The sequence below is a fragment of the Variovorax sp. CCNWLW225 genome (assembly GCF_037204045.1).
Lineage (GTDB): Bacteria > Pseudomonadota > Gammaproteobacteria > Burkholderiales > Burkholderiaceae_C > Variovorax.
Map to the genome: position 1 here is coordinate 35761 of NZ_JBBCBV010000020.1, position 23081 is coordinate 58841.

The window sequence follows — 23081 nt, forward strand, 5'->3', positions numbered from 1 at the left end:
TTCGATCTCCCGATGCCTTCGATCTGAATTTGGTCGAAGTTCAGCCTTGTCCGGCTGAAGACCTGCCTCTAGTATTCGCGTTCACTCACCTGCGGCGAGCCTTGGGGCAGCAGGCAACAAAGACGGAGACAACAACGCGTGACACGCTGGAGCGGCATCACTGCGGACGAAATGCGGTTGCTGGAGACCACCTTCTGGTCGGCCGGCGGCTCGCGCCATGCCATGGCCGAACAGCTCGGCTTCTCCAAGAGCAAGGCGAATGCGCTGATTGCGGGCCTCGTCGAACAAGGCCTCCTGGCCGAAGCTGGTCTCCAGCGCTCATCCGGCGGGCGGCGTGCCGAAAACCTGCAGCTGCATGCCGGCCTGGGCGTGCTGGTCGGCATCGACATTGGCGCCACCAGCCTCGATGTTGCGGTGTTGCGCCCCGACCTCACCGTGCTTGCCCAGCATGACGAACCCGCCGACGTGCGCGAAGGCCCGGCTGTCGTGCTGGCGCGGGTGCGCGTGCTGATGCGCGAATTGCTCGCGCGTTGCAACAGCGGCGCAAAGGACGTGCTCGGTATCGGCATCGGCGTGCCCGGCCCCGTCAACTTCGAGATCGGCCAGCTCGTGAACCCGCCGCTGATGCCCGCGTGGGACAGCTTCTCGATCCGCGACTACCTGCGCGAAGATTACGCGGCGCCCGTCTTCGTCGACAACGACGTGAACCTGATGGCGCTCGGCGAGCTCTGGCGGCTGAAGCGCTCGCTCAACAATTTTCTCGTGATCAAGATCGGAACCGGCATCGGCTGCGGCATCGTCTGCCACGGCGAGGTCTATCGCGGCGCCGCCGGCTCGGCCGGCGACGTGGGGCACATCTGCGTCGACCAGGAAGGCCCGCGCTGCCACTGCGGCAACGTGGGCTGCGTGGAAGCCATGGCGGCGGGGCCGGCCATCACGCGCATGGCCGTGCAGGCGGCCGAAGCCGGCGAAAGCGCCATGCTCGCCGAATGCCTGCGGGTGCATGGGCGCATCGAAGCCGTCGACGTCGGCCAGGCGAGCCGCGCGGGCGACACGGCGGCCAACGGCATCATCCAGAACGCCGGCAACTTCATCGGCCAGATGCTGGCGTCGGTGGTGAATTTCTTCAATCCGTCGCACGTGTTCATCGGCGGCGGCATCACGCGCATCGGGCCGCTGTTTCTGGCGGCCGTGCGGCAGAGCGTCTACCAGCGCTCGCTCGCGCTCTCGACCCGGCACCTGGAGATCCAGTACACGCCGCTGGGCGTGCAGGGCGGGCTGATCGGCGCCGGCGTGCTCGCAATGCACGAAACACTGAAAGTCCGCGGAGTGGCGCCATGACCGCAGCAGAAACCAAGGGAAGCGTTGCAGTCGAGTTTGCCGATGTGGTGAAGGCCTTCGGCCCCGTGCAGGTGCTGCACGGCGTGAGCTTTGCGCTGGCGCCGGGTCGCGTCTACGGGCTGCTCGGCGAAAACGGCGCCGGCAAATCGACATTGATGAAGATTCTCTCGGGCTACGAACAGCCGACCGGCGGCACGCTGCGCATCAACGGCGAGCCCCGGCACTTTGCGAGCTCGCGCGATGCGGAGGCGCTGGGCATCGTGCTGATTCACCAGGAATTCAATCTCGCCGAAGACCTGAGCGTGGCGCAGAACATCTTTCTCGGCCACGAGAAGAAAAAAGGCTGGCTGCTCGACGATGCGTCAATGGAACGCGATGCCGCCGCCGCACTGGCCGCAGTCGGGCTGCAGGTCGATCCGCGCACCAAGGTGCGCCGCCTCATCGTCGCGGAAAAGCAGCTCGTCGAAATTGCCAAGGCCATTGCACGCCGCGCGCGCCTGCTCATCATGGACGAGCCCACCGCCACGCTCACGCCCGGCGAGACCGAGCGGCTCTTCAAGCTCATTGCGCAGCTGCGCGCCGACGGCGTGACCATCGTCTACATCTCGCACAAGCTCGACGAAGTGGAGCAGGTGACCGACGAGGTGATCGTGATGCGCGATGGCCGCTTTGTCGCGCGCGCACCCACGCCCGAGGTCTCGCGCCAGCAGATGGCCAACCTCATGGTGGGCCGCGAACTGGCCGACCTGTACCCGCCGCGCGACGTGGTGGTGGCCGCCGACGCGCCTGCCATGCGCGTGCGCAACTTCAGCGTGCCCGGCTGGGCGAACGATGTCGGCTTCGAAGTGCGTCCCGGAGAGATCCTCGGCTTTGCGGGCCTGGTCGGCGCGGGCCGCACCGAGCTGTTCGAAGGCCTGCTGGGCCTCCGGCCTGCGAGCGGCCAGGTCGAGATGCTCGGCAAGGCGGTGCCCGACCAGAAGGGCTGGCGCAATCCGCGCGACGCCGCAAAACACGGCCTCACCTACCTGAGCGAAGACCGCAAGGGCAAGGGCCTTCACGTGAACTTCGGACTGCGCCAGAACCTCACGCTGATGGCGCTCGAGCGCTACACCCGCCCATGGCTCCAGCCCGATGCCGAACGCGGCGCGCTGGCCGAGGCCGTGAAGGACTACGGCATTCGCACCGGCTCGCTCGACGTGCGCGCATCGTCGCTCTCGGGCGGCAACCAGCAGAAGCTCGCGCTCGCCAAGGTGCTGCAGCCCAAGCCCAAGGTGGTGGTGCTCGACGAGCCCACGCGCGGCGTGGACATCGGCGCCAAGCGCGACATCTATTTCCTGATCCAGCGACTCGCCCGTGAAGGGCTCGCGGTGATCGTCGTTTCGTCGGAACTGATGGAACTCATCGGCCTGTGCCACCGCGTGGCGGTGATGCGCGCGGGGCGCCTCGTCGCCACGCTCAATGCCGACAACCTGACTGAAGAGGAGCTCATCGCTCATGCCACCGGAACAGCAGACACCCATGCCGCAGCCTGAAGCCGCGCAGCACCGCAGCGAAAGCAAGCCGCGCTGGACCGAGCGCCTGCACGGCCTCGGCCCCGTCATCGGCCTTGTGCTGCTGTGCATCGGCGGCACGCTGCTCAACAGCGACTTCGCCACCGTCGACAACGCCATGAACGTGCTCACGCGCACGGCCTTCATAGGCATCATTGCGGTGGGCATGTGCTTCGTGATCATCTCGGGCGGCATCGACCTCTCGGTGGGCTCGATGGCGGCGCTCATCGCGGGCAGCGTGATCATGTTCATCAACTGGGCCGGGCCGGCCTCGGGTTCGCCGCTCATGGCGGTGGTGATGGGCGCGGTGCTCGCGGTGGTGCTGGGCGCGCTGTTCGGCCTGGCGCACGGCCTGCTCATCACCAAGGGGCGCATCGAGCCCTTCATCGTCACGCTGGGCACGCTCGGCATCTTTCGCGCCTACCTCACGTACTTTGCCGACGGCGGCGCGCTCACGCTCGACAACGACCTGTCGGACCTCTACGCGCCGGTGTACTACGCAAGCCTCGTTGGCATTCCGGTGCCGGTGTGGGTGTTCGTGATCGTCGCGATCATCGGCGGCGTCATATTGAACCGCACGGCCTACGGCCGCTACGTGCAGGCCATCGGCTCCAACGAACAGGTCGCGCGCTATGCGGCGGTGGACGTCGACCGCGTGAAGATCCTGACCTACGTGTTGCTGGGCGTGTGCGTGGGCATTGCAACGCTGCTGTATGTGCCGCGCCTGGGCTCGGCGTCGCCGACCACGGGCCTGTTGTGGGAGCTCGAGGCGATTGCCGCGGTGATCGTCGGCGGCACCGCGCTCAAGGGCGGCGCGGGCAGCATCACCGGCACCGTCGTGGGCGCGATCCTGCTCTCGGTCATCAGCAACATCCTCAATCTCACCAGCATCATCAGCGTGTACCTCAACGCCGCGGTGCAGGGCTTCGTGATCATCATCGTTGCGTTCCTCCAAAGAGGGCGCCGCTAGTTCGTTCCCGTTCCGCTTCACCATCAACCACAAGGAGACATCCAGCATGACAAGCTTCACCCGCCGCATCGCACTCACGGCCGTGGCCGCAGCAGCGCTCGCGAGCCTGCCCGCTCTCGCCGCCGAGAAAGTGAACCTCGGCGTTTCGATTCCCGCGGCCACGCACAGCTTCATGGGCGGCATCAACTACTGGGCCAACCAGGCGAAGAAGGACCTCGAGAAGCAGCACAAGGACCTGAAGATCACGATCAAGACCGCGGCCAACGCGCCCGAGCAGGCCAACCAGCTGCAAGACCTTTCGACCGTCACCAAGATCAACGCGCTCGTGGTCTTCCCGTTCGAATCGGCCGCGCTGACCAAGCCGGTGGCGCAAGTCAAGGCCAAGGGCGCCTACGTGACCGTGGTCGACCGCGGCCTGACGGACACCAGTGCGCAGGATGCGTACGTGGCCGGCGACAATACCGCGTTCGGCCGCATTCCGGCCGAGTACATCGCGAAGCAGCTCGGCGGCAAGGGCAACGTGGTCGCCCTGCGCGGCATTGCCACCACGCTCGACAACGAGCGCATGGACGCCTTCAACGCGGTGCTCAAGAACCATCCGGACATCAAGCTGCTCGACGCCAAGTACGCCAACTGGAACCGCGACGACGCCTTCAAGGTCACGCAGGACTACCTCACGCGCTTCAAGCAGATCGACGCCATCTGGGCCGCCGACGACGACATGGCCGTGGGCGTGCTCAAGGCCATCGAGCAGGCCAAGCGCGACGACATCAAGATCGTCTTCGGCGGCGCGGGCGCCAAGGGCATGGTCAAGACCATCATGGACGGCAAGGACAAGCGCATTGGCGCCGACGTGAGCTACTCGCCCAAGTTCATCTACGACGCCATCAAGCTCACGGCCGAGGCGCGGCTGAAGGGCGAGAAGCTGCCCGCGACGACGATCATTCCTTCGGTGCTGATCACCAAGGAAAACGCGAAAGACTTCTACCACCCGAACTCGCCGTTCTAAGGTGACCGAGAACGCTTTTCGCAAGCTCCGCTGCGCCATGGTCGGCGGCGGGCGCGACGCCTTCATCGGCGCCGTGCACCGCAAGGCCATGGCGCTGGACGGGCAGATCGAACTCGTGGCCGGCGCGCTGTCTTCGAGCCCCGAGAAGGCGCGCGCCTCGGGCCGCGATCTCGGGCTGGCCGACGACCGCAACCACGGCGACTGGCAGTCGCTGCTGGCTGACGAGCTGAAGCGCCCGCCCGAGGAGCGCATCGACTTCGTCTCGATCGTCACACCCAACCACGTGCACTTTCCGGTGGCGCAGGCCTTTGCCGAGGCGGGCTTTCACGTGGTGTGCGACAAGCCGCTGGTGCACACGCGCGAGCAGGCCGATGCGCTCGTGGCCACCGTGAAAAAGCAAGGCACGGTCTTCGGCGTGACCTACAACTACACCGGCTACCCGATGGTGCGGCAGGCGCGCGAGATGGTCCGCTCAGGCCAGCTCGGCGAGCTGCGCAAAGTGGTCGTCGAATACAACCAGGGCTGGCTCGCGAGCCAGCTCGAAGACGCCGGCAACAAGCAGGCCGACTGGCGCACCGACCCGGCGCGCAGCGGCGCGGCCGGCGCCATCGGCGACATCGGCTCGCATGCCGAGAACCTCGTCGCAAGCGTGACCGGGCTGGAAATCGAAAGCCTCTGCGCCGACCTGAGCGCGCTGGTGCCGGGCCGCATGCTCGACGACGACGGCAGCCTGCTGCTGCGCTTCAAGGGCGGCGCGCGCGGCGTGCTGATCGCCTCGCAGATCAACACCGGGCTGGAGAACGACCTGCGGCTGCGCATCTCCGGCGCGCTGGGCACGCTCGAATGGCGCCAGGAGCGGCCGAGCGAACTGCTGCACCTGCCGCACGACGGCCCCAAGCGCACTCTCACGCGTGGTTCTCCGTGGCTGTGCGAATCGGCGCAGCGCGCGAGCCGCCTGCCCGCGGGGCACCCCGAAGGCTTCATCGAGGCCTTTGCCAACATCTATGGCGGCGTAGCGGCCGACATCCGCGCACGCATCGCGGGCCAGCAGGCCGACGCCATCGCGGCCGACTATCCGCGCGTGGAAGACGGCGCCCGCGGCGTCCGCTTCATCGAGCGCACGGTGGCATCGTCGAAAAGCGAATTAAAGTGGACGCCCTGGTAGCCGTGCCGCATGCCCGCACCCGCGGGCACGCAACGCACGGCGCCTGGCGCCCATGACACCTTCTTCCTTTCGAGACCTGCCGCCTTCCGGCCCACCACCGTGGCTTCGCGCCCTGGTCCGGCGCTGCCTCGCGCTCTGGCCGCTGAAGCTCGTCGGCAACACGGTGGCCACCATCGGCTTCTTCCCGCTGTACTTCTGGATCATGAAGAACGCCGGCCAGCCCTGGACGTTGCCGCTTACCGCGTTCGACCGGCTGATCGCGTTCTGGCCGGCGCTGCTGCCGGTCTATCTTTCGCTCTGGCTCTACATCGCGCTGCCGGTGTTCCTGGCCAAGGACCGGCGGGAGCTCTCGAACTTTGCGCTGGGCTGCGCCTTCATGACGTGCATCGCGCTCGTGGTGTTCTGGTTCATGCCCACGGCCATACCCAACTTCACCATCGACACCAGCCCGGGCACTTCGCTTCACTTGCTGAAAACGATCGATGCGGCCGGCAACGCGTTTCCGTCGCTGCACGTGTCGTTCTCGGTGTTTGCCTGCGTGGTGCTTGCGAGGCAATTGCGTGACGTGGCAGCGCCCATGTGGCTTCGCTTGCTCAACATCGCATGGGCAGTCGGAATCGTCTATTCGACGATGGCGGTGCGCCAGCATGTGCTGATCGACGTGCTCGGCGGGCTGGCACTGGGCATCGGATTCGGGCTGGCTTCGCGGCCACGCCAAGCCGTTGCGGCAGCGGCTGTGCAGGCGGAGCCGGCGTAGGCCGATTGCGCTATTCCTCACGGCCGGCGCCTGCGGTAAAAACCGGGCATCGTTCCCTTGATTCGACACGGAGCCCGCCATGAAGATCACTGCCGCTGCTTTCTTCACGCTGGCCTGCGCGGCCGCCATGCCCGCCATGGCCATCGACTACCCCGCACGCAAGCCCGGCCTCTGGGAAATCCAGACAGGCGACGGCACCGCCGCCAAGGGCGCGAGCCAGACCATCCAGCAGTGCATCGACGCGGCCAGCGACAAGGCCTTGCGCGACATGGGCCAGGGCATGGGCAAGGACACCTGCTCCAAGCAGGAGCTGCGCAACGAAGGCGGCAAGCTGGTCATCGATTCGGTCTGCAAGATCGGCTCCACCACCGCCACTTCGCACGCCGTGATGAGCGGCGACTTCAGCTCGGCCTATCGCATGGAAAGCAAGTCGACCTACAGCCCGCCGCTGATGGGCCGCGCCGAAGGCTCCGCCGTCATCGAAGCCAAGTGGATCGGCCCCTGCAAGGCCGGCCAGAAGCCCGGCGACATGATCATGTCCAACGGCATGAAGATGAACGTGCTCGAAATGGCGGGCGGGCGCAAGAAGTAGGCGCCGGCCCACAGCGCTTCGCGGCCCGCGTTCGGCAACGCGAAAGCCAGCCACCGCCTACGATGCGGCAATGGCCGCGAAGGAAGAAGATCTCGTCGTCGCACGCCCGGAGGGGCTGTATTGCCCGCCGGGCGATTTCTACATCGACCCGTGGCGGCCGGTGGCTCGCGCCGTCATCACGCACGCCCACTCCGACCACGCGCGCATGGGCCATGCGCACTACCTGGCGCATACCGACAGCGCCGGCACGCTGCGCACTCGCCTCGGCAGCGACATCGCGCTGCAGACGCTAGGCTACGGCGAAGCCATCGAGCACCACGGCGTGCGCGTTTCGCTGCATCCGGCCGGGCATGTGCTGGGCTCGGCACAGATTCGCCTCGAACACGGCGGGCGCGTGTGGGTGGCCTCGGGCGATTACAAGACCGAGCCCGACGGCACCTGCACGCCCTTCGAGCCTGTGCCGTGCGACACCTTCATCACCGAATCGACCTTCGGGCTGCCGATCTATCGCTGGCCCACGCAGGCCGCGCTGTTCGCGGAGATCGATGCATGGTGGCGCGCCAACGCGGAGGCCGGCCGCGCATCGGTGCTGTTCTGCTATGCCTTCGGCAAGGCGCAGCGCATCCTGCACGGCGTCGACGCCTCCATAGGGCCGATCGTGGTGCACGGCGCGGTCGAGCCTCTCAACGCCGTGTATCGCGCCGCGGGCGTGGCCCTGCCAGAGACGCTGCGCGTAACCGACCCCGGCGTGGACGCCGCGCTGCTGAAGCGCGCCCTGGTGCTGGCGCCGCCTTCGGCCCAGGGCACGCCGTGGATGCGCCGCTTCGGCAACTACGCCGACGCCTTCGCAAGCGGCTGGATGCAACTGCGCGGCACGCGCCGCCGGCGCGGTGTGGACCGCGGCTTCGTCATGTCTGACCACGCGGATTGGCCCGGCCTGCAGCAGGCCATCGCGGGCACGGGCGCGAGCCGGGTGTTCGTCACCCACGGCAGTGTGGCGGTCATGGTGCGATGGCTCACGGAGAACGGGCTGGAGGCACAGGGCTTCAAGACCGAGTACGGCGATGAGGACGACCAGGAAACTCCCTCCCCTTCCGGGGGAGGGCCGGGGAGGGGGCAAGCGGCGCCCGATGGGGACGCTGGCAGCCCCCATCCCGGCCTTCCCCCAGAGGGGGAAGGAGCAAAGGCATGAAGGACTTCGCCGCGCTCTACCGCGAGCTCGACGCCAGCACCTCGAGCCTTGCCAAGCAGGCCGCGCTGCAGCGCTACCTGCGCGAGGCCGACCCCGCCGATGCGGCCTGGGCCGTGTACTTCCTGGCCGGCGGAAAGCCGCGCCAACTGGTGCCCACCAAGCTGCTGCGACTGCTTGCGCAAGAGGCGGCGGGCCTTCCCGAATGGCTGTTCGACGAGAGCTATGAGGCGGTCGGTGACCTTGCGGAAACCATCGCGCTGCTGTTGGCACCACCCACCGAGGCGCACGACCTTGGCCTGGCGCGCTGGGTCGAGGAGCACCTGCTGCCGCTGCGCGAAGCCGGCAAGTCCGCGCCCGACGAGTTGCCCGCCAGGCTGCGTGCGCAATGGCGCCAGCTTGCGGCCGAAGAGCGGCTGGTGTACTTCAAGCTCATCACCGGCGCATTTCGCGTGGGCGTGTCGAAGCTGCAGGTCACGCAGGCGCTCGCGGCGGTGGGCGGCATCGACCCCAAGCGCGTGGCGCAGCGGCTCATGGGCTACACCCACATCGGCGGCCGACCGCGGGCCGACGACTACCGCGCGCTCATCGCGCCGGAGTCGGGTGCGGAGCAGGTGCAAAAGACCAGCGGGCAACCGTACCCCTTCTTTCTTGCGCATGCGTTCAACCTGCCGCTTGAAGAGTTCGATGCGGCGCTCGGTCCGCCGGCCGATTGGGTCGTCGAGTGGAAGTGGGACGGCATTCGCGCGCAACTGGTGAAGCGCGCGGGTGCGGTCTGGCTGTGGTCGCGCGGCGAAGAGCTGGTGACCGAGCGCTTTCCCGAGCTCGCCGTGCTGGGCGAGGCGCTGCCCGACGGCACGGTGCTCGATGGCGAGATCGCCGTCTGGCGCGAAGACAAGGTGCAGCCCTTTGCGGAACTGCAAAAGCGCATCGGCCGCAAGACCCTGGGCGCGAAGCTGCTGCGTGAAATACCGGTGGTGCTGCTGGCCTACGACATTCTCGAATGGGAAGGCCGCGACCTGCGTGCGCTGCCGCAGTGGGAACGCCGCGCGCTGCTCGACGAGCTCGTCACGCGCATGCAGCACCCGTCGCTGCTGCCGAGCCCGATGCTCACCGGCGCCGAGTGGGGCGACCTGGCGCGCCAGCGTGAAGCAGCGCGCAGCATGGGTGTGGAAGGCATGATGCTCAAGCGCCGCGACGCGCAGTACGGCGTGGGCCGCACCAAGGACGTGGGCGTGTGGTGGAAGTGGAAGATCGACCCGCTCAGCATCGACGCCGTGCTCATCTACGCGCAGCGCGGCCACGGCCGGCGCGCCAGCCTCTACAGCGACTACACCTTTGCCGTGTGGGACGGGCCGCCCGAACAGCAAGACCGCAAGCTCGTGCCCTTTGCAAAAGCCTATTCGGGCCTGACCGATGCCGAGATGGCGCGCGTGGACGCGATCATCCGCAAGACCACGGTGGAGAGCTTCGGCCCGGTGCGCAGCGTGGAGCCGACGCTGGTGTTCGAACTCGGCTTCGAAGGCATCGCGCGCAGCACGCGGCACAAGAGCGGCATTGCGGTGCGCTTTCCGCGCATGCTGCGCTGGCGCGAGGACAAGCCGGTGGCGGAGGCGGATACGTTGCAGACGCTGGCCGCATTGCTGCCGTCATGACTGCGCCGGTGGACCCCGAATTTCTCCCTCCCCTCCCGGGGGAGGGCAGGGGTGGGGGCAAGCGGCGTATCAAGGATCAACCGTCTCTCGAAGGCCGCTTGCCCCCATCCCAGCCTTCCCCCAGCGGGGGAAGGAGCAAGACAGCGGTCAAGGCGGCGCTCGATGCATGGTTTGCCGCACGCGGCTGGAAGCCCTTCAAGTTCCAGCGCGATGTGTGGAAAGCCATCGCGCAAGGAAAGTCCGGCATGCTGCATGCGACCACCGGCGCGGGCAAGACCTACGCCGTGTGGCTCGGCGCGCTGCAGGTCTTCTCGCAAGCCAAAAAAGAAACCGCGCGCCCCGCCGCGCCGCCGCTCACGGTGCTATGGCTCACGCCCATGCGCGCGCTTGCGGCCGACACGCTGCGCGCGCTGAAGCAGCCGCTCGAAGCGCTCGGCGCCGAGGTGCATCCGTGGAGCGCCGGCGCGCGCAGCGGCGACACCTCGTCGGCCGAGCGCGCCGCGCAGAACGAGCGCCTGCCCACCGTGCTCGTCACCACGCCAGAGAGCCTCTCGCTGCTGCTCGCGCGCGCCGATGCCAGCGAGGTGCTCGGCCGCGTGAAGATGGTGGTGGTCGACGAATGGCACGAGCTGCTCGGCAACAAGCGCGGCGTGCAGGTGCAACTGGCGCTCGCGAGGCTCAGGCGCTGGAATGCGGGGCTTGCGGTGTGGGGCATGTCGGCCACGCTGGGCAACCTGCAAGAGGCCATGCGCGCATTGCTCGGCGATGAAGAGGGCGTGCTGGTGCAGGGCGCGGTGCCCAAGAAGCTGGTGGTCGATTCGCTGCTGCCCGGCCGCGCCGAGCGCTTTCCGTGGGGAGGGCACCTGGGCCTCACGATGCTGCCGCAGGTGCTCGATGAAATTGCCGCCAGCAGCACCACGCTGGTGTTCACCAACACGCGCTCGCAATCGGAGATCTGGTATCAGGCCATGCTCGAGGCGCGGCCCGAATGGGCGGGCACCATTGCGCTGCACCACGGCTCGCTCGACCGTGCGGTGCGCGAGTGGGTGGAACTCGGCTTGAAGAGCGGTGAGCTCAAGGCGGTGGTCTGCACATCGAGCCTCGACCTGGGCGTCGATTTCCTGCCGGTCGAGCGCGTGCTGCAGATCGGCTCGCCCAAGGGCGTCGCGCGGCTGCTGCAGCGCGCGGGGCGCTCGGGCCATGCACCCGGCCGGCCGTCGCGAATCACGCTCGTGCCCACGCACAGCATCGAGATGGTCGAGGGCGCCGCGGCGCGCGCGGCCATTGCGGCAGGCCATATCGAGGCGCGCCACACGCCCGTGCAGCCGCTCGACGTGCTGGTGCAGCACCTCGTCACGGTGGCGCTCGGCGGCGGCTTCGTGCCCGAAGACCTGTATGCGGAGGTGCGCGGCACCGCGGCCTATGCGGGGCTGTCGCGGGAGAGCTGGGAGTGGTGCCTGTCCTTCGTCTCGCAGGGCGGCCCTTCGCTGGCCGCCTACCCGGACTACCGCCGCGCGGTGCCCGATGCGGAAGGCGTCTGGCGCGTGCCCGATGCGCGGCTCGCGCGGCGGCACCGCATGAACATCGGCACCATCGTGAGCGATGCCAGCATGGCGGTGCAGTACATGGGCGGCGCGAAGATCGGCAGCGTCGAAGAAGGCTTTGTTGCGCGCATGAAGCCCGACGACTGCTTTCTGTTCGGCGGCCGGTTGCTGGAACTCGTGCGCATTCACGACATGACGGCCTGGGTGCGGCGCGCCACCGGCAAGCGCGCCGCTGTGCCGCGCTGGAACGGCGGGCGCATGCCGCTGTCGACCACGCTGGCCGACGCCGTGGTGCAACAGCTCGCGCTGGCTGGCGAGGGGCGCTATGACTCACCCGAGCTGCAGTGCGTGCGCCCGCTGCTGGAGATCCAGCAGCAATGGTCGGCCCTGCCAACGCCGCAGACCCTGCTGGCGGAGACGCTGACGACACGCGAAGGCTCGCACCTGTTTCTCTATCCGTTCGCGGGGCGGCACGTGCACCTGGGGCTTGCAAGCCTGCTGGCCTGGCGCGTGGCGCAGCACGATGCGCGCACCTTCTCCATCGCGGTGAACGACTACGGCTTCGAACTGCTGAGTGCCGTGCCGGTCGATTGGCCCGCGCTGCTGCCGCAGGTGCTGCGCCTGCCGCAAGGCGACGATGCGCATGCCGAACTGCTGCACGAGGTGCTGGCTTCGCTCAACGCGGGCGAATTGGCGCAGCGCCGCTTTCGGGAAATTGCGCGCGTCTCGGGCCTCATCTTCCAGGGCTACCCCGGCGAGAAGCGCAGCAACCGGCAGCTGCAGGCCTCGTCGGCACTGTTCTGGGAGGTGTTCCGCAAGTACGACCCGGCCAACAAGCTGCTGCTGCAGGCCGAGCAGGAACTGCTCGCGCAGGAGCTCGAAATAGGCCGCCTGCGCGCCAGCCTCGCGCGCATGGCGACTCAGCAGCTGGTGCTGAAGCCGCTCGAGCGGCCGACGCCTTTTTCGTTCCCGCTCATGGTCGAGCTGTTCCGCGAAAAACTGTCGAACGAGAACGTGGCCGACCGCATCGCGCGCATGGTCGAGCAGCTCGAAAAAGCCGCGGGCGGCATCGTCACCGCTGGCGGGATCGAACGCGTGAAGAGCACGCTCGCGTTCGGTCAGGAAGGGCCGGGCAAGCCACCCGCGCCGCAGCGCCAGCGCAGGCCGCCCTCGCGCCGCTCGCGGCCGTTGCCGCCGCTGTGAAGTGAGGAGCGAGCCGTCCGGCTCAGCCGGCGCCGTGCGCCTTGACCCAGCGCACGATGTCCGCCGCGCCCATGGCACCGGCCTGCCGTGCCACCTCGCGCCCGCCGCGAAACAGCGCCAGCGTCGGAATGCTGCGGATGTTGAAGCGCGCGCCCAGGTTGGGCACGGCCTCCGTATCGACCTTGGCCAACCGCACCCGCGGCTCCAGCTGGGCCGCGGCCTGTTCGTAGGCCGGCGCCATCTGCCGGCACGGGCCGCACCACGGTGCCCAGAAGTCCACCAGCACCGGAATTTCATTGCGTGCAATGTGGCGGTCGAAGGTCTTTTCGTCCGGCAGCGCAGTCGAATGGCCGGCGAACAGCGGGCGGTGGCAACTGCCGCAATCGGGCGCGCTGCCCAGCTGTGCCGCGCGCACGCGGTTGGTCGTGTGGCAGTGCGGACAGACGATGTGCAGCGATGGCGTTTCGGTCATACCGAAGAACTGGGGTCCGCAGGGGTGAATTGCAAGTGACGGCCGCCCATGCGCACCGGCTTTTGCGACACTTGGTGCCAGTGACTTCCCCGCAACTTTCCGCATCGGCCCTGCCGGTCCGATGGGCCGGCGAGTGGGTTCATCTGCTGCCCGAACGCGCCATCTGGTGGCCGGCGAGCGGCGTGCTGTTCATCGCCGACCTGCATATCGGCAAGGCCGCGACCTACCGCGCGCTGGGGCAGCCGGTGCCGGGCGGCACCACGCAGCACAACCTGGCGCGGATTGACGCGCTGATCGCGGCCCATGCGCCGCAGCGCATCGTGTTTCTCGGTGACTTCATGCATGCGGCGCAGGCGCGCACGCCGCAGGTGCTGGCCGCGCTCGCCGACTGGCGGGCCACGCACGGGGCCGTCCGCATGACGCTGGTGCGGGGCAACCACGACAGCCGCGCGGGCGATCCGCCTGCGGCCCTGGACATCGAGGTGGTCGACGAGCCCTATCTGCTCGGCCCCTTCGCCTGCTGCCATCACCCGCAACTGCATGCCACGCACTTTGTGCTGGCCGGGCACCTGCATCCGGTGTGCCGGCTCTACGGGCCGGGCCGCGACAGCGTGCGGCTGCCGTGTTTCGTGAGCGACGAACAACAGGCGGTGCTGCCGGCTTTCGGCGAGTTCACGGGCGGGTGGCTGGTGGAGCGGGCGCCCGGCAGGCGCTTCTACGCGGTAGGTGGCGAAACCGTGTGGGCGCTGCCGGCACCGGAGTAGGGGATTTAGCTCCTTCCCCCTCCGGGGGAAGGCTGGGATGGGGGCAGGCAGAGCGTGCCCATCGCCAACGCCGCTTGCCCCCACCCCAACCCTCCCCCGGGAGGGGAGGGAGAAAACAAATTCAAAGAACCACGGGCGCGTCGGGCAGCTCGTTCGTGTCCGGCTGGTCGTCCGCCAGCGGAAAGTGCTCGACCAGCAAGGCCGACATTTCTTCCAACGCCTGCGTGAGCCCGTCCTCGAAACGCCCTTCGCGGAATGCCGCACCCATGCGCTGCGTCATCGCAGACCATTCGGCGGCGCTGACCCGCGCGCTGATGCCGCGGTCGGCCACGATCTCTATCGCGTGCTCGGCCAGCAAGAGGTAGATGAGCACGCCGTTGTTGTGCTCGGTGTCCCACACGCGCAGCTTGCCGAACATGGTGACGGCACGCTCGCGCGCCGAGGCATCCCGCCGCAGGTAAGACCAGGGCAGGCCCGCCTCGACGCAGATGCGGATCTCGCCGCTGTGGCGCCGCTCGCTCGCAGCCACCCGCGCGGCCAGGCGTTCCATGGCGGCGTCGGGCAGCACGCGGCGCACATCGGCCTCGTCCATCCACTGGTGGCGCCAGATGCGGCCGAGCCTGGAGAAAAGCGTTGCCATGCCTACCAATCCCCCGAGGCGCCGCCGCCTCCAAAATCACCGCCGCCGCCGGAACTGAAACCGCCGCCTCCGCCGCCGCCACTGCTCCAGCCGCCACCCCCACCGCCGCCGCTCCAGCCGCCAAAGCCGCCGCCACCACCGCCCCGGCGCCCGGGCGCGGTTGCAGCCACCGCCGAGAACAGCGACACCATCAGCGCGACGAAGCCCGCCAGCACCGCAATGACGATGCTGGTCGTGATGAAGAACGCGATCACGCCGATGCCGCCGCCCATGACCACCGAGCCGAGCTTCTTGCCGACAATCGAACGAACGATGGGCGCCGCAACGAAGACGCCGACGAACAGGAAGATCGCAAGGTTCTCCCAGTCGATGCCGTCACCGGCGCTTTCGTCGCTGCCGCTGGAAGGCGCGGGCAGCGCCTCGCCGTCGACCAGCCCGATGAGCCGGGCCACCGCCGCATTCAGCCCGCCCGCAAAGTCGTTGTTGCGAAAGCGCGGCTTCATCTCCTCGTCGATGATGCGGATGGCCGCCAGGTCTGGCACCGCGCCTTCGAGCGTCTTGGCCACTTCGATGCGCATCTTGCGATCGTTCTTGGCCACGATCACCAGGATGCCGTCGCCCACGTCCTTGCGCCCGATCTTCCAGGCGTTGCCCACGCGGTTCGCGTAGCTGGCAATGTCTTCAGGCTGCGTGGTGGGCACCATCAGCACCACCATCTGCGAGCCCTTGCGCTGCTCGAAGGCGGCCAGCTTGGCCTCGAGATCGGCGCGCTCCGGTTCAGCCAGCGTCTGCGTCTGGTCGATCACCCGCGCCGTGAGCGTGGGCACCGGCAGCAGGCCTTGCGCCCATGCGCCGGTCGCAAGCCCGGCCCACGCCGTGGCCGCCAGCAGAACGGCGGCCAGCACGCGGCGTGTCAGGGCAACGGTCATCGATCGCGCGTGTTACTTCTTCGGAGTAGAAAAGTCGACGGTCGGCGGCGTGGAAATCTGCGCTTCGTTCTGCACCGAGAAGTTCGGCTTCGGCTCGTAGCTGAAGATCTTGGCCGTGATGTTCGTCGGGAAGCTGCGGGCCAGCACGTTGTACTCCTGCACCGTCTGGATGTAGCGGTTGCGCGCCACGGTGATGCGGTTCTCGGTGCCTTCCAGCGTCACGCGCAGGTCGCGGAAGGCCTGGTTGGCCTTCAGCTCCGGGTAGCGCTCGGACACCACCATCAGCCGCGACAGCGCCGACGAGAGTTCGCCCTGCGCCTGCTGGAACTTGTTGAATGCTTCGGGGTTGTTCAGCGTCTCGGGCGTCACCTGGATCGACGTGGCCTTGGCCCGCGCCTCGATCACCTTGGTGAGCGTGTCCTGCTCGAAGCTGGCCTCACCCTTCACGGTGGCCACGATGTTCGGCACGAGATCGGCGCGCCGCTGGTACTGGTTGAGCACCTCGCTCCAGGCCGATTTGCTCGTCTCGTCGAGCGACTGGAACTGGTTGTAGCCGCATCCGCTCAGGGACAGGACCGCAGCAAGAATCAAGAGCCAGCGTTTCATCATCATTTGCATTACCTCCGCAGAAGAGCCGGAAGTTAGCATAGATGTCTCCATGGCCCTCGATCCCCTTCAAGCCCTGCAGGCTGCCAACCGCGCGGTGCCGCCTGCAACCGCCGTTTCCACCGCAACGGCCGGAACGCTGCTGATTGCCGGCGCCACCGGCGCCCTGGGCCAGGAGCTGCTGCGCCGGCTCGCGGGCGGCCACCGCTTTGCCCACGTGCGGGTGTTGTCGCGCGAAGCCATGCGCGACGGCATGCGCGGGGTCGAGACCTGCCTCTGCCCCGACCTGCCGATCGCGCAATGGGGGCTCACGTCCGCCGATACCGCGGTCATCGCCTTCGATCCGCCCCGGCTTTATCACGGCCGCGAGCGCGCGCTGTGGGTGCCGCAACCATCCGACTTGCCCGAGCTCTCGCGCTGGTTGCGCGCTTGCGGCGTGCAGACGCTCGCCATCGTGCAGCCGCACGACCAAGGCCGCCTGCCCGAGGCGCTCAAGCGCGGCCTGGCCAGCCTCGACGAGCAGGCCGTGGTCGCCAGCGGCTTCGAGCGCGTGATCCTCTTGCGTTCGGCGCGCAAGCCGCTGAATGCGAAATTGGCCAACCCCGCCGAAAGGCTGGCCGCGTGGATGCTGTCGATCATGCGTTTCATGGTGCCGACCAGCGAGCAGCCGGTGCGTCCCTCCAAGGTGGCCGAGCTGGTCGACATGGCCCTGCGCATCGCACCCGCCGGTGTGCACGTGGCCGCGCCCGAACTGGTGTGGGAAGCGGCGCAGGGCGAGATGCAGCCCGTGCTGCGGCGTTGGCTGGGCCTTGCCGACTAGCTTTGGCCAGCGCCGCGCCACTGGCGCAGCAGTTCGGCCGAGTCGACCACCAGCCCCAGGTGCAGCGACACCATGCTGAGCGCGGCGCTTTCCAGATGCGCATCGGTGCCGCGCACCAGGTCGCGCAGCACGATCACGCGGTAGTTGTGGTTGTTGGCGTCGAACGCGGTGTTGAGCACGCAGCAATCGGTAAACCCGCCGTTGAGCACCACCGTTTCAATGCGCTGGTTGCGCAGCAGAAAGTCGAGGTCGGTCGGATAGAAAGCCGACAAGCGGCGCTTGCTCTCCACGCGCATGTCGCCCGGCTCGACGCGCGTGACCCACTCAGTCCAGCGCGAGCCTTCGATGGCGTGCGCATCGGCATTCGGTATGGCGCCCACGTGCAGCGGAAAGGTGCGGCGCCACGCAGCCGGAATGCCGTTGATGTCATCCTCGCCGCCGGGCCGCAGCACCGACTTGACGTGCACGATGCGCACGCCCAGCGCGCGGGCGTCGTCGTGAAAGCTGTCGATGGGTGCCACCACGTCGCGTGCACGCGGCGCGGGGCAGGGGCAGTCGGCGCTGTCGTCCAGGTGGCCGCGGTGCATGTCGATGGAAACCACCGCCGTGGTGGCCGGGTCGAGGTAGTCCGCAAACTGCGCGGCGCCAAGTTCGCGCTCTTCGCCGTAGACCCAGGCCTTCATCGCCGCTCCTCCCGAACATAGGGTTGGCCGAGTGCGCCGGGCTCGTCGTCTCCGCCGCGGCGGGCCAGCGCGACCCACACCATCACGCCCAGCGTCACCGCATAGGGAGTCATCATCACGAAGTACTGCGGCAGCTGCACCCCAGCCGCCGCAAGCTGGGGAATGAGCGCCTCGATGCAGCCGAACAGCAGCGCACCCACCAGCGCCTTCCACGGCGACCAGCGCGCGAAGATCACCAGCCCCACCGCAATCCAGCCGCGCCCGCCGGTCATGCCGGCGATCCACAGCTTGGTGCTGACCACCGAGATGTAGGCACCCGCAAGACCCACCAGCGCCGAGCCCGCGAGCACCGCGGCCAGCCGCCACAGCGTGACGCGGATGCCGGCTGCGTCGGCCGCCTGCGGGTTCTCGCCTACCGCGCGCAGCCGCAGCCCGGCCGAGGTGCGCGAGAGAAACCACGCCACCGCAACGAAGATGGGCAGCGTGAGCCACACCATTGCGTTCTGCTCGAACAGGCGGCCGGCACCGGGCAAGAGGGACAGCGGCCACAGCGCCATCGAGCCGATGCCTTCGGTGGCATGGTTGGTCCATTCGGCCAGCGAGCCGACCAGCGCGGTGAAGCCCTGGCAGAAGAACACCAGCGCGAGCCCCGCAATCACCTGGTTCACGCGCAGCCAGATCACCATCACCGCGAACAGCAACGACACCGCGCTGGCCGCGAGCATGGCAAGCACCAGCGAAACGCCCGGTTGCCCCAAGGCGATTTGCGCACCGATGCCAGCGAGCGCGCCCACCAGCATCAGCCCTTCGGCGCCCAGCGAGAGCACGCCCGCGCGCTCGCTGATGATCAGCCCCAGCGCCGCAAGCGCATAGGGCACCGCGAAGTCGGGCGTGCTCGCGAGCCAGTTGAGAACGATGCTTCCGCTCATTGCGCTTGCTCCCCACCCACGCGCCGCAGCCGGTGGCGAATGAAGAAATCGCTCGACGCCACGCACACCACGATGATGGCCTGGATGAGTTGCACCATCGAGAACGGCACCTGGTAGAACACCTGCAGGCTGCGGCCGGTGACGAACAGCGCCGCTACCAGCAGCGCCACCACGGTGGCCGCGAGCGGGTTGTTGCGCGCTAGAAAGGCAATGAGGATGCCCGAGAAGCCGTAGCCCTGGTAGAAGGCCTGCGTGAGCCGCCCTTCCTGCCCCGAGGCCACCGCAAACCCTGCCAGCCCGGCCATCGCGCCCGACAGCAGCACGGCGCCATAGATGGTGCGGCGCACCGGCACGCCATTGGCATGCGCCACGCGCGGATTGGCATCGACGAAGCGCAGGTACAGCCCCGCCCGGCTCACGCCGACCAGCCACCATGCCAAGAGCGCCACCACCGCCGCGAGCAAGATGGCGCTGCTCACGCCGGCGCCCAGTTCGGGCAGCCGCTCGAAGGCGCGGAACTGCGGCGAATAGGGAAAGTTGTCCTTCGGGTCCTTCCAGCTGCCGTACACCAGGTGCAGCAAGAAGTTGGCCGCCATGTAGTTGAGCATCAGCGTGGAGATGATCTCGTTCACGCCGAGCCTGATCTTCAGCCACGCCGGCCCCAGCACCCAGAGCAGCCCGCAGCCGATGGCGGCCGCGAACATCAGCGGCAGGCGCAGCGGCTCGGGGCCCACCTGCCACATCGAGACGGCCGTGGCGCCGATGGCGCCCCACATCATCTGGCCCTCGAGCCCCAGGTTCCAGAAGCGCGCGCGAAACGCCAGCGAGCCCGCCAGGCCCACGAGGATCATCGGCGCAGCCTGGAACAGCACGGCGCGAAAGTTCTGGCCGTCGAAAAAGGTCTGCATCACGAACTCGTTGGCGAGTTCGTCCGCGGGAACCCCGGCGGCCACAAGAATCGCGGCAGAAATTGCCAGGCCGGCCAGCAGCGCCGCCGCAAGAATCAGTGCCTGCCGCCGCCACCCCATGTGCTGGCGGATCTCCAGCGCATAGCGCCGGCGCGCCAGCGGCTGGCGCCGCGCGCGGTGCGCGGCTTGCGGGTCGGTTTGCGCGGGCTGCGCAATGGCCGCGAGCGTGGCGTCAACCATGGTCCACCATCGCCTGTCCAATCGCCTGCCGGTCGGCGGGTTGCGCGAACTCGCCTGCAATGCGTCCGCGTGTCATCACGCCCACGCGGTCGGCCAGCTGCAGCACTTCGTCGAGGTCTTCGCTGATCAGCAGCACCGCGGCGCCACTGTCGCGCGCCGCGCGCAGGCGCGCATGCACCTCGGCGCTCGCGCGAACGTCGAGCCCGCGGCTCGGGCTGTGCGCCAGCACCAGCGAGGGTGACTTGCCGAACTCCCGCGCGAGCACCAGCTTCTGTGCGTTGCCGCCGGAGAGCAGCGCGGCCTTCTGCGCCACCGAGCGCACCCCCAGCACATCGAAGGCGCGAACCGCCTCCTGCGTATCGGCGTGGATGCGGCCACGCCGCAGATGCCACGCCGGGCCGTAGCGGCCCGTGTGCACGCGGCCGATGGCGTAGTTCTCGGCCACCGAAAGGCCACCGGCCAGCGCAAGGCCGTAGCGGTCGGCCGGAATCGCGGCAATGCCGACGTTGCGGCGCGCTGGTGCACTCATGGCCTTGAGGTCGCCATGGCCGCTGAGGTGAATCTCGCCTTCGAGCGCACCGCCCGCATCGGGCAGGCCCATGATGGCGCCGGCCAGCTCGCCCTGCCCATTGCCGCCGACACCGGCCAAGCCATAGATTTCGCCCGCATGCAGTTCGAGGTCGACGCCGTCGAGCACGCGGCGGCCTTCTGGCGACGGCGCAGAGCGCAGGCCGCGCACCGCGAGCCGCACAGCGCCGCGCGGCGACTTTGCCGCCTGGAAACTTTGCGTGGCAATCGATTCGCCCACGGTGAGCTTTACCAGCTCGGCCACCGAGGCCGTATCGGGCGCCAGTGTGGCCACCGTGCGGCCGCCGCGCATCACCGTCACCCGGTCGGCATACGTTTTCACGTCGGCCATCTTGTGCGTGACCAGCACCACCGCGGAGCCGCTTCGCGCGAGGCCCCGCACGGTTTGCAGCAGTCGCGCGGCCTCCTGGTCGGTGAGCACCGCAGTGGGCTCGTCGAGTATCAGGATGCGCGCGCCCGCAAGCAGCACCTTGAGAATTTCCACGCGCTGCTGCTCGGCAATCGAGAGCGAATCGACACGTCTCGCGGGGTCGATGTCGAAGCCCAGCTCCGAGGCCTTGTTGCGGATGCTGCGCGTGATTTCGCGAAGGCGCTCCCCGTGGCTCTGGAACTCGGGCGCGGGCGGTGCGGTGAGAAGGATGTTCTCTGCCACGGTGAACGGCCGCACCAGCTTGAAGTGCTGGTGGACCATGCCGATGCGTTGCCTTGCCGCGTCGGCCGGGCCGGCAAAGCGCACCACGTTGTCGTCGACCAGCAGCTGGCCGGCTTCGGGTGCATAAAGCCCCGCCGCAATGTTCATCAGCGACGACTTGCCCGCCCCGTTCTCGCCCAGCAGCGCATGCACCTCGCCCCAGCGCGCGGCAAAGTGTGCATCGGTCAGCGCCGCAAAGCCGTCGAAGCTCTTGCGGATGCCGGTGAGTTCGAGCGCGTTGGGCATGCCGGGTCGCCTTGCTTTTGTCTCTGTTGCTTTACTTCTGCGTGACCACGCCCTTGACGAACCAGTCCATCTTCCACAGATCGGCATCCGACAGCACCGCGCCCTTGGCCACGCGCTCCTTGCCGTCGCGGTCGGCGAGCGGGCCGGCATAGACCTGCTTGCCCTTCATGATCGCGTCGCGCTCGGCGGTAATGGCCGCGGCCTTGTCCTTGGGCACCGCGGGGCCGAAGCCCGCAATGTCGGTGCCGCCGTCCTTCATCTCGATGAAGGCGCCGTACTGGCCGGGCTTCCAGTTGCCGGCCATGATCTTCTTGAGTTCGGGCGTCAGGAAGCGGTCCCACACCCACACCGATGAGCACAGCGTGGCCTTGGGTGCAAACTGGCGCAGATCGCGGTGGTGGCCGGTGCCGTACACGCCGCGCTCCTGCGCCACGATCTGCGGCGTGGGCGAGTCCACGTGCTGGCCGATCACGTCGGCGCCCTGGTCGATCAGCGCTGCCGCGGCGGCGCGTTCTTTCACGGGGTCGTTCCACGCGCCGGTGTAGATGACGTTGACGGTGGCGTTGGGGTTCATCTTCTGCGCACCGAGTGCGAAGGCGTTGATGGTCCAGTTCACCACGCCGAACGGGTTGGCCGCAACGAAGCCGAGCTTGCCGGTCTTGGAGGCTGCGCCGGCGGCCATGCCGCAGAGATACTGGCTCTCGTAGGTACGGCCATAGAACGATTCGAGGTTGCTGCCGTTGGTGGTGCCCGAACCGTTCAGAAAGGCCACGCCCGGGTACTTGGCGGCCAGGTCCTTGAAGCTGTCGGAATAGCCGAAGGCGGTGCCGATCACGATGTTGGCGCCGCGCTGAATGAACTTTTCGGCCGCGGGCTTGATGGCCGAGGCGTCTTCGGGAACGTTCTCGACAAACTGGATCTTCTGGCCGATTTCTTTCTCGATCTTCACGCGTGCTTCGTCGAAGGCCTGCGTCCAGCCGCCGTCGTTCTTCGGGCCGAAGTAGAGCATTGCGATCTTCGGCTTGTCCTTGAGCGTGAAGCCGTCGGCTGCTGCCGCGGGCAGCGAGACGAATGCGCCGCCGGCTGCAAGGGCCAGGGCAAGGCCGGAGGTGAAGCCGTGGGTGGGAGTGCGCAGCATGGAGCGACCTTTCGTGAGAAGCAAGTCAGGGAAGAAGCGTTGAAGACGGAGGTGCCGCGCGCGTCACATCATGAAGTTGATGCGAAACACGTTGCCTTCGGGGTCGAGCAGCACCGACTGGTACCAGTTGTAGTAAGTGACGTAAGGCGGCTTCACCAGCGTGGCGCCGGCCTCGAGCGCGATGGGCACCATGCGGTCCACATCGTCCTTGTTGTCGACGTCGATGTTCAGCAAAAACTTCACGCCGCGCGTGTCGGAGAACTCGGCCAGGTGCAATAGTTCGTAGGCATCGAGCGCGTTGAAGCCGAGGCTCGACTTGCCGGTGTCAAGTCCGCGAAAGATCGGCGAGCGGATCGCCTCGATCTCGGCGAAGCCGAACACGCGCTGGTAGAAGCCGCTGAGCGCGACCACGTCTTTGGCGAAGACGTTGACGTAGGAGAGATGCGCCATGC

At 68.0% G+C, this 23081-nt stretch carries 22 protein-coding genes; 12 read left to right on the top strand and 10 right to left on the bottom strand.

Features of this window, described 5'->3' with window-relative positions; translation table 11 throughout:
* Positions 1–171 precede the first annotated feature (171 nt).
* The 10 genes from V9L20_RS23445 (at position 172) to V9L20_RS23490 (ending at position 12975) form a co-directional block, all read left to right on the top strand.
* On the top strand, positions 172–1341 hold the full coding sequence (locus V9L20_RS23445; RefSeq protein WP_337298460.1) for an ROK family protein: 1170 nt from the start codon (positions 172–174) through the stop codon (positions 1339–1341).
* Complete coding sequence (locus V9L20_RS23450) at positions 1338–2873, top strand: sugar ABC transporter ATP-binding protein (protein WP_258502652.1); 1536 nt, start codon at positions 1338–1340, stop codon at positions 2871–2873. The genes V9L20_RS23445 and V9L20_RS23450 overlap by 4 nt, the downstream gene beginning before the upstream one ends.
* Positions 2860–3861 (top strand): ABC transporter permease, encoded by a 1002-nt coding sequence (locus V9L20_RS23455; protein WP_126749150.1) that lies wholly within the window; start codon positions 2860–2862, stop codon positions 3859–3861. Before V9L20_RS23450 ends, V9L20_RS23455 begins: the two co-directional genes overlap by 14 nt.
* 46 nt (positions 3862–3907) lie before the next feature.
* Positions 3908–4870, top strand: coding sequence for a substrate-binding domain-containing protein (locus tag V9L20_RS23460; RefSeq protein WP_258502650.1), 963 nt, complete (start codon positions 3908–3910; stop codon positions 4868–4870).
* A gap of 37 nt (positions 4871–4907) precedes the next feature.
* Positions 4908–6035 (top strand): Gfo/Idh/MocA family protein, encoded by a 1128-nt coding sequence (locus V9L20_RS23465; protein WP_443098623.1) that lies wholly within the window; start codon positions 4908–4910, stop codon positions 6033–6035.
* A gap of 52 nt (positions 6036–6087) precedes the next feature.
* Entirely contained in the window at positions 6088–6792 is a 705-nt protein-coding gene (locus tag V9L20_RS23470) for a phosphatase PAP2 family protein (protein WP_337298431.1), read from the top strand.
* Positions 6793–6871: 79 nt separating this feature from the next.
* Positions 6872–7384: a DUF3617 domain-containing protein gene (locus V9L20_RS23475; RefSeq protein WP_337298432.1), complete on the top strand. Its 513-nt coding sequence runs from the start codon at positions 6872–6874 to the stop codon at positions 7382–7384.
* Between the two features lie 70 nt (positions 7385–7454).
* The gene (locus V9L20_RS23480) at positions 7455–8576 is read left to right on the top strand and encodes a ligase-associated DNA damage response exonuclease (protein ID WP_337298433.1); all 1122 of its coding nucleotides are present in this window, start codon (positions 7455–7457) and stop codon (positions 8574–8576) included.
* A complete protein-coding gene (locus V9L20_RS23485; protein WP_337298434.1) occupies positions 8573–10228 on the top strand; it encodes an ATP-dependent DNA ligase in 1656 nt (551 codons plus the stop codon). The genes V9L20_RS23480 and V9L20_RS23485 overlap by 4 nt, the downstream gene beginning before the upstream one ends.
* Positions 10225–12975 (top strand): ligase-associated DNA damage response DEXH box helicase, encoded by a 2751-nt coding sequence (locus V9L20_RS23490; protein ID WP_337298435.1) that lies wholly within the window; start codon positions 10225–10227, stop codon positions 12973–12975. The genes V9L20_RS23485 and V9L20_RS23490 overlap by 4 nt, the downstream gene beginning before the upstream one ends.
* 22 nt (positions 12976–12997) lie before the next feature.
* On the opposite strand, the gene trxC is transcribed toward V9L20_RS23490, so the two are convergent.
* Positions 12998–13447: a thioredoxin TrxC gene (gene trxC, locus V9L20_RS23495; protein WP_281146733.1), complete on the bottom strand. Its 450-nt coding sequence runs from the start codon at positions 13445–13447 to the stop codon at positions 12998–13000.
* Positions 13448–13527: 80 nt separating this feature from the next.
* On the opposite strand from trxC, the gene pdeM reads away from it, so the two are divergent.
* The gene (gene pdeM, locus V9L20_RS23500; protein ID WP_337298436.1) at positions 13528–14211 is read left to right on the top strand and encodes a ligase-associated DNA damage response endonuclease PdeM; all 684 of its coding nucleotides are present in this window, start codon (positions 13528–13530) and stop codon (positions 14209–14211) included.
* Between the two features lie 121 nt (positions 14212–14332).
* Here pdeM and V9L20_RS23505 read toward each other — a convergent pair whose 3' ends face one another.
* From V9L20_RS23505 to V9L20_RS23515, 3 genes are read right to left on the bottom strand one after another with little or no spacing between them, the layout of a single operon-like run.
* Positions 14333–14851 carry a TPM domain-containing protein gene (locus tag V9L20_RS23505; RefSeq protein ID WP_337298437.1) on the bottom strand — a complete coding sequence of 173 codons (519 nt, stop codon included), beginning with the start codon at positions 14849–14851 and terminating at the stop codon, positions 14333–14335.
* 2 nt (positions 14852–14853) lie between these two features.
* Complete coding sequence (locus V9L20_RS23510; protein WP_337298438.1) at positions 14854–15780, bottom strand: TPM domain-containing protein; 927 nt, start codon at positions 15778–15780, stop codon at positions 14854–14856.
* Positions 15781–15792: 12 nt separating this feature from the next.
* A complete protein-coding gene (locus tag V9L20_RS23515; protein WP_431769289.1) occupies positions 15793–16392 on the bottom strand; it encodes a LemA family protein in 600 nt (199 codons plus the stop codon).
* A 46-nt stretch (positions 16393–16438) separates the two neighbouring features.
* Between V9L20_RS23515 and V9L20_RS23520 the strand changes: the two genes are divergently transcribed.
* On the top strand, positions 16439–17206 hold the full coding sequence (locus V9L20_RS23520; protein ID WP_337298439.1) for a hypothetical protein: 768 nt from the start codon (positions 16439–16441) through the stop codon (positions 17204–17206).
* On the opposite strand, the gene V9L20_RS23525 is transcribed toward V9L20_RS23520, so the two are convergent.
* The 6 genes from V9L20_RS23525 to V9L20_RS23550 all read right to left on the bottom strand — a co-directional run bounded on the left by V9L20_RS23525 (position 17203) and on the right by V9L20_RS23550 (position 23079).
* Positions 17203–17889, bottom strand: coding sequence for a cysteine hydrolase family protein (locus V9L20_RS23525; protein WP_337298440.1), 687 nt, complete (start codon positions 17887–17889; stop codon positions 17203–17205). The two genes, V9L20_RS23520 and V9L20_RS23525, sit on opposite strands and share 4 nt — an antisense overlap.
* A complete protein-coding gene (locus V9L20_RS23530) occupies positions 17886–18818 on the bottom strand; it encodes an ABC transporter permease (protein ID WP_337298441.1) in 933 nt (310 codons plus the stop codon). The genes V9L20_RS23525 and V9L20_RS23530 overlap by 4 nt, the downstream gene beginning before the upstream one ends.
* Positions 18815–19966 carry an ABC transporter permease gene (locus V9L20_RS23535; RefSeq protein WP_337298442.1) on the bottom strand — a complete coding sequence of 384 codons (1152 nt, stop codon included), beginning with the start codon at positions 19964–19966 and terminating at the stop codon, positions 18815–18817. The genes V9L20_RS23530 and V9L20_RS23535 overlap by 4 nt, the downstream gene beginning before the upstream one ends.
* A complete protein-coding gene (locus V9L20_RS23540) occupies positions 19959–21491 on the bottom strand; it encodes an ABC transporter ATP-binding protein (protein WP_337298443.1) in 1533 nt (510 codons plus the stop codon). Before V9L20_RS23540 ends, V9L20_RS23535 begins: the two co-directional genes overlap by 8 nt.
* A 31-nt stretch (positions 21492–21522) precedes the next feature.
* The gene (locus V9L20_RS23545; RefSeq protein ID WP_337298444.1) at positions 21523–22629 is read right to left on the bottom strand and encodes a BMP family ABC transporter substrate-binding protein; all 1107 of its coding nucleotides are present in this window, start codon (positions 22627–22629) and stop codon (positions 21523–21525) included.
* Positions 22630–22692: 63 nt separating this feature from the next.
* Entirely contained in the window at positions 22693–23079 is a 387-nt protein-coding gene (locus tag V9L20_RS23550) for a VOC family protein (protein WP_337298445.1), read from the bottom strand.
* Positions 23080–23081: the final 2 nt, after the last annotated feature.

Bases quoted from the DNA above. Each gene is read 5' to 3' on its own strand.
- V9L20_RS23445 (WP_337298460.1), top strand. From the start codon at position 172: ATGCGGTTGCTGGAGACCACCTTCTGGTCGGCCGGCGGCTCGCGCCAT.
- V9L20_RS23540 (WP_337298443.1), bottom strand. From the start codon at position 21,491: ATGCCCAACGCGCTCGAACTCACCGGCATCCGCAAGAGCTTCGACGGC.
- V9L20_RS23530 (WP_337298441.1), bottom strand. From the start codon at position 18,818: ATGAGCGGAAGCATCGTTCTCAACTGGCTCGCGAGCACGCCCGACTTC.
- V9L20_RS23545 (WP_337298444.1), bottom strand. From the start codon at position 22,629: ATGCTGCGCACTCCCACCCACGGCTTCACCTCCGGCCTTGCCCTGGCC.
- V9L20_RS23505 (WP_337298437.1), bottom strand. From the start codon at position 14,851: ATGGCAACGCTTTTCTCCAGGCTCGGCCGCATCTGGCGCCACCAGTGG.
- V9L20_RS23550 (WP_337298445.1), bottom strand. From the start codon at position 23,079: ATGGCGCATCTCTCCTACGTCAACGTCTTCGCCAAAGACGTGGTCGCG.
- V9L20_RS23535 (WP_337298442.1), bottom strand. From the start codon at position 19,966: ATGGTTGACGCCACGCTCGCGGCCATTGCGCAGCCCGCGCAAACCGAC.
- V9L20_RS23525 (WP_337298440.1), bottom strand. From the start codon at position 17,889: ATGAAGGCCTGGGTCTACGGCGAAGAGCGCGAACTTGGCGCCGCGCAG.
- V9L20_RS23455 (WP_126749150.1), top strand. From the start codon at position 2,860: ATGCCGCAGCCTGAAGCCGCGCAGCACCGCAGCGAAAGCAAGCCGCGC.
- V9L20_RS23460 (WP_258502650.1), top strand. From the start codon at position 3,908: ATGACAAGCTTCACCCGCCGCATCGCACTCACGGCCGTGGCCGCAGCA.
- V9L20_RS23490 (WP_337298435.1), top strand. From the start codon at position 10,225: ATGACTGCGCCGGTGGACCCCGAATTTCTCCCTCCCCTCCCGGGGGAG.
- V9L20_RS23470 (WP_337298431.1), top strand. From the start codon at position 6,088: ATGACACCTTCTTCCTTTCGAGACCTGCCGCCTTCCGGCCCACCACCG.
- V9L20_RS23450 (WP_258502652.1), top strand. From the start codon at position 1,338: ATGACCGCAGCAGAAACCAAGGGAAGCGTTGCAGTCGAGTTTGCCGAT.
- V9L20_RS23485 (WP_337298434.1), top strand. From the start codon at position 8,573: ATGAAGGACTTCGCCGCGCTCTACCGCGAGCTCGACGCCAGCACCTCG.
- V9L20_RS23515 (WP_431769289.1), bottom strand. From the start codon at position 16,392: ATGATGATGAAACGCTGGCTCTTGATTCTTGCTGCGGTCCTGTCCCTG.
- trxC (WP_281146733.1), bottom strand. From the start codon at position 13,447: ATGACCGAAACGCCATCGCTGCACATCGTCTGTCCGCACTGCCACACG.
- V9L20_RS23465 (WP_443098623.1), top strand. From the start codon at position 4,908: ATGGTCGGCGGCGGGCGCGACGCCTTCATCGGCGCCGTGCACCGCAAG.
- V9L20_RS23480 (WP_337298433.1), top strand. From the start codon at position 7,455: ATGGCCGCGAAGGAAGAAGATCTCGTCGTCGCACGCCCGGAGGGGCTG.
- V9L20_RS23510 (WP_337298438.1), bottom strand. From the start codon at position 15,780: ATGACCGTTGCCCTGACACGCCGCGTGCTGGCCGCCGTTCTGCTGGCG.
- V9L20_RS23475 (WP_337298432.1), top strand. From the start codon at position 6,872: ATGAAGATCACTGCCGCTGCTTTCTTCACGCTGGCCTGCGCGGCCGCC.
- V9L20_RS23520 (WP_337298439.1), top strand. From the start codon at position 16,439: ATGGCCCTCGATCCCCTTCAAGCCCTGCAGGCTGCCAACCGCGCGGTG.